Annotated in this window: 4 protein-coding genes; 1 reads left to right on the top strand and 3 read right to left on the bottom strand. The window is 35.5% G+C overall.

Annotated elements, in window-relative coordinates:
* Positions 1-627 (top strand): DUF6498-containing protein (locus ACY65O_RS06305; protein ID WP_462220005.1); only part of this gene is annotated, 627 nt, incomplete at its 5' end.
* Here the strand turns inward: ACY65O_RS06305 and ACY65O_RS06300 are convergent.
* From ACY65O_RS06300 to ACY65O_RS06290, 3 genes are read right to left on the bottom strand one after another with little or no spacing between them, the layout of a single operon-like run.
* The gene (locus tag ACY65O_RS06300) at positions 624-1,610 is read right to left on the bottom strand and encodes a bifunctional heptose 7-phosphate kinase/heptose 1-phosphate adenyltransferase (RefSeq protein WP_462220004.1); all 987 of its coding nucleotides are present in this window, start codon (positions 1,608-1,610) and stop codon (positions 624-626) included. The two genes, ACY65O_RS06305 and ACY65O_RS06300, sit on opposite strands and share 4 nt — an antisense overlap.
* Positions 1,611-1,631: 21 nt before the next feature.
* Positions 1,632-3,068, bottom strand: a complete 1,437-nt coding sequence (locus ACY65O_RS06295) for an APC family permease (RefSeq protein ID WP_462220003.1) — start codon at positions 3,066-3,068, stop codon at positions 1,632-1,634.
* A 54-nt stretch (positions 3,069-3,122) separates the two neighbouring features.
* Positions 3,123-3,737, bottom strand: coding sequence for an OmpH/Skp family outer membrane protein (locus ACY65O_RS06290; RefSeq protein ID WP_462220002.1), 615 nt, complete (start codon positions 3,735-3,737; stop codon positions 3,123-3,125).
* Between the last annotated feature and the right edge of the window lie 298 nt (positions 3,738-4,035).

Below are 4,035 nucleotides of genomic sequence, written 5' to 3'. Positions count from 1 at the left end.
CCATTGTATGGTGTTTGGTTTGAAGGCTGGGATGCCAAACCGATCTTTATTGTGTACTGTATGGAAACGGTGATTATAGGAATTATTAATGTAATTAAGATGGCCTGCATTACCCTTTTGGTAAGAAAAAAAGATGCGTGGGAAAATGGCGGCAGTACCAGTATGCAGAGCGGATGGTTTTTTATTTTCTTTTTTGTGATGCACTACGGCTTTTTTGTTTTTGTGCAGACACAAATTTTTTTTGGTGTTGCAGGTTTAAAACAAAGTGGTGATTTGATAATGAATTACGCCAACATTCCTGCATTGCTGGGTGACCATGGTAAATTAATGCTGTTGATTTTTATTGCTTACTACTCCGTACAAAGTTTTTTTGATTTTTTTAAAGATGGTGCCTACAGAAAAATAAGTTTAAGCAGGCAAATGTTTGAACCTTATATGCGAATTTTTGTACAGCAGTTTGTAGTAATACTGGGCAGCTTTTGTTTAACCTTTGGCGCAGGAAAAATATTTATACTGGTTTTTGTTTTAGTAAAAATATTTTTTGAGTTATTTGTAAATTTTAACCGGCTGTTAGCCCTTGCAGAAAAAAAGCAACAGATGAAAGAAGAAAAAAAATCTAAGGCTTAATTAAGCAACTGAATACATTCCTGAAGCAATTTTTCTTTATCAATAGCTACGGTGCCTACTTCTTCGCAAACTAAACCACCGGCAATGTTGGCCACATCGGCCATGAGTGTTACGTTTTTGGTAGCAGCATACACTAAAGAAGCTACTGCAATTACAGTATCGCCTGCGCCGCTTACATCTGCCACATTGCGGATATGTGTGGGAATAATGGCTGCAGTTTTTTCATCATTGTAAAAAACACCTTTTTCGGAAAGTGTGATAAAAGATATTTTGTGTTGTAGTTTTTGCTGCAATTGCAAATGAATATCTTTTAAAATATTCTCACTTACTTCATCCGATAAAAGATTTAACCCTTCTTTTACTTCTTTTAAATTGGGCTTAAAAATATCTACACCTTTATAAGAAAAAAAGTTTTTTCGTTTAGGGTCAACTGTGGTTAAAATATTATTTTTTTTGCAGAGGCTGATAATTTTAGCAATTACATTTTCTGTCAGTACGCCTTTGTTGTAATCTTCCAGCACTACCACATCAGGATTTTCTGCTGCAATAAAATTTTCGAAAGCGGTTAATAATTTTTCTTCGTCGGTTGCCGTAATATCGTTGGTTAATTCAGCATCTAAACGCATCATGTGCTGGTTGCGGCTGATGATACGAATTTTATTAGTGGTGATTCTTTGCTGACTGTACACCAAATATTTTGTGTTGATATTATTTTCTGCAAATAATTTTGTCAACTGTTCCCCATCATCATCCTTACCCAATACACTAATTACACTTACTGCTGCACCAAGGGAATGTAAATTAAGCGCTACATTACCAGCACCGCCAATGCGTTGTTCTTTTTTACTAACGGCCACCACGGGCACGGGTGCTTCTGGAGAAATACGCTCTACCTTTCCCCACCAGTAAGTATCCAGCATTACATCGCCAATTACGGCCACTTTTACTCGGGAGAACTGTTGAAATAATTTTTCGAAATCCATGAATGATTTATCTTAATGATTTTAGATTTGAGATTTTTTATTTGCTACTGCAATGTAATAAATAGGAATACCTATCAAAGTAATGATTAAACCCGGCCAGGTGAATTGTGGTTTATAAATAATAAGCGCAATACAAAATGCCACACCCAATAAAATATATAACGCTGGCAATACCGGATAACCAAAAGCTTTGTAAGGCCTTTCCATATTGGGTTGTTTTTTTCTTAAAATAAAAATACCTGCAATGGTGAGTACATAAAACATTACTGCCACAAAAGAAATCATATCCAGCAGGTCGCCATATTTACCACTGAGGCAAAGTAAACCTGCCACTAAACACTGGATCCATAAAGCAAATTCAGGGACTGAATTTTTATTTAACGCCGCTGCTTTTTTAAAAAATAAACCATCTTTTGCCATGGTATTATATACCCTGGCACCTGATAAAATTAACCCGTTATTACAACCAAAAGTAGAAACCATAATCAGTACAGCAATTACATAAGTACCGGCATCACCAAAAATTCCTTTAGATGCTGCTACAGCAACCCTGTCGTTTTCCGCATGTGAAATAGCCTGCAAAGGCAGCACATTTAAATACATCAAATTAGCACAAACATAAATTACTGTTACAATCAATGTTCCTAAAAATAAACTAAGCCCTATATTTTTTTTAGGGTTTTTTATTTCTCCTGCAATAAAAGTTACGTTATTCCATGCATCACTGCTGAATATAGAGCCTACCATTGCAGCAGCAATTGCACCAATTAAAGCTGCACCGCCAATAGGCAACCAACTTCCATTTGCAATAAAATTTCCGGCAGTATCTTTTTCCAGCTGCACAGCATTCATTCCCGTTTGCCAGTTTTCTGTCCAAAAACTTTGTTTAGCTAAAAAAAATCCAAAAAATATTAATCCAAACAAGGCCAGTAATTTTGCAGAGGTGAAAATTCTCTGAATTAATTTCCCTCCTTCTATTCCTTTTGTATTTATATAAGTAAGAAAAATGATTAAAATAATAGCAACTATCTGTGCTGCTGATATGGTTATAAAACCAAGGTCGGCAATTATATTTTTTTCGCTCAGCGCAGGAATTAAGTAAGCAGCAAATTTACTGAATGCCACACCCACTGCTGCAATAGTTGCGGTTTGTATTACTGCAAAAAAACTCCAGCCATATAAAAAACCAGCCAATGGATTAAAAGCTTCTTTAAGATAAACATATTGACCGCCGGCCTTAGGATACATTGCACTTAATTCTCCATAGCTTAAAGCTGCAGTCAACGTCATAAAACCTGTTATTAACCACACTCCAATCAGCCATCCGGCGCTGCCTACGTTACGGGTAATATCTGCACTTACAATAAAAATACCGGAACCTATCATGCTTCCGGCAACAATCATAGTAGCATCAAATAACCCAAGTGTGGGTTTAAAGGAGTTGGTTTGTTCTGTCATAAAAAATTCCGGTTTATTATACCGGAACAAGATAAATAAATTTATTGGATTGAATTACTGTTTGGCCGCAGGTTTCATTTTTAAATTCATCCCTTTTATTACGTCTTTAGTTATGTCGAGTGTGCTGTCTTTATAAATTAGATAATCTATACCACTGCCCGTGGTGAGTATAAACTGAAATTTTTTTTCTTTATTATACTCTGCCAGAAATTCTTTTAAATTTTTTTGGATACCTTCCATCAATTCAAAACTTTTTTGATTGAGCTCCTGCGATTGCTTTTGCTTTTCCATTTCAATATCCTGCTGCCCCTGTGCCAGTTGCACCCTTATATTTTGTATTTGTTCGGGGGTGGCGTTGGGATTATTTTTTACAAAATTATTTTGTTTGGCTTCAAGCGATTTGATGTCGTTGCCAATTTTTGTTTCGGCTTGTTTTTGCTGCTGCTCAAGTTCTTTTCTGCGTTGTTTAAAATAGGTAATATTTTCATTTAAAGAATCTAAATCCACATAAGCAATACTTTGATGATTAACATTGCTTTCATTTGTTTTTGATGCCACTCCTGCAGCAACAACTTTACTGTCGCTTTTTTTAGCTGAAAAATTATAGTAATACAAATAGCCAACCGCAGCAAGCAAGATGATATTTAATGCAAGAGATAACTTATTCATTTCACTGGTCTTTTATAGCGGCAAGATAGCGACAAAACAAGATTTTTCAATACCTGCGGCTAAAGTTTTAGGAAAGGGTTAACGCTGAACGATGAAGCATGCGATAAAAGAGTGATTATAATTAAAGCAGTTAATTGTTTTGTTTTTGGATAATAGATTATTATTCAAATGTGAATATTAGTTTTAAAAGAAATAGAAATTATTTGGCAGTAAAATAATGCAAAAAAATATTTTAACCATTGAGTTACCAATCTCCACCTGCACCGCCACCGCCAAAACCGCCGCCACCGAAGCCACC

It is taken from the genome of Ferruginibacter sp., from assembly GCF_031430955.1.
GTDB lineage: Bacteria > Bacteroidota > Bacteroidia > Chitinophagales > Chitinophagaceae > Ferruginibacter.
Note: the sequence above shows the minus strand (reverse complement) of the source record. Positions and strands in the feature narration are given on the sequence as shown.

Bases quoted from the DNA above. Each gene is read 5' to 3' on its own strand.
- ACY65O_RS06300 (WP_462220004.1), bottom strand. From the start codon at position 1,610: ATGGATTTCGAAAAATTATTTCAACAGTTCTCCCGAGTAAAAGTGGCC.
- ACY65O_RS06295 (WP_462220003.1), bottom strand. From the start codon at position 3,068: ATGACAGAACAAACCAACTCCTTTAAACCCACACTTGGGTTATTTGAT.
- ACY65O_RS06290 (WP_462220002.1), bottom strand. From the start codon at position 3,737: ATGAATAAGTTATCTCTTGCATTAAATATCATCTTGCTTGCTGCGGTT.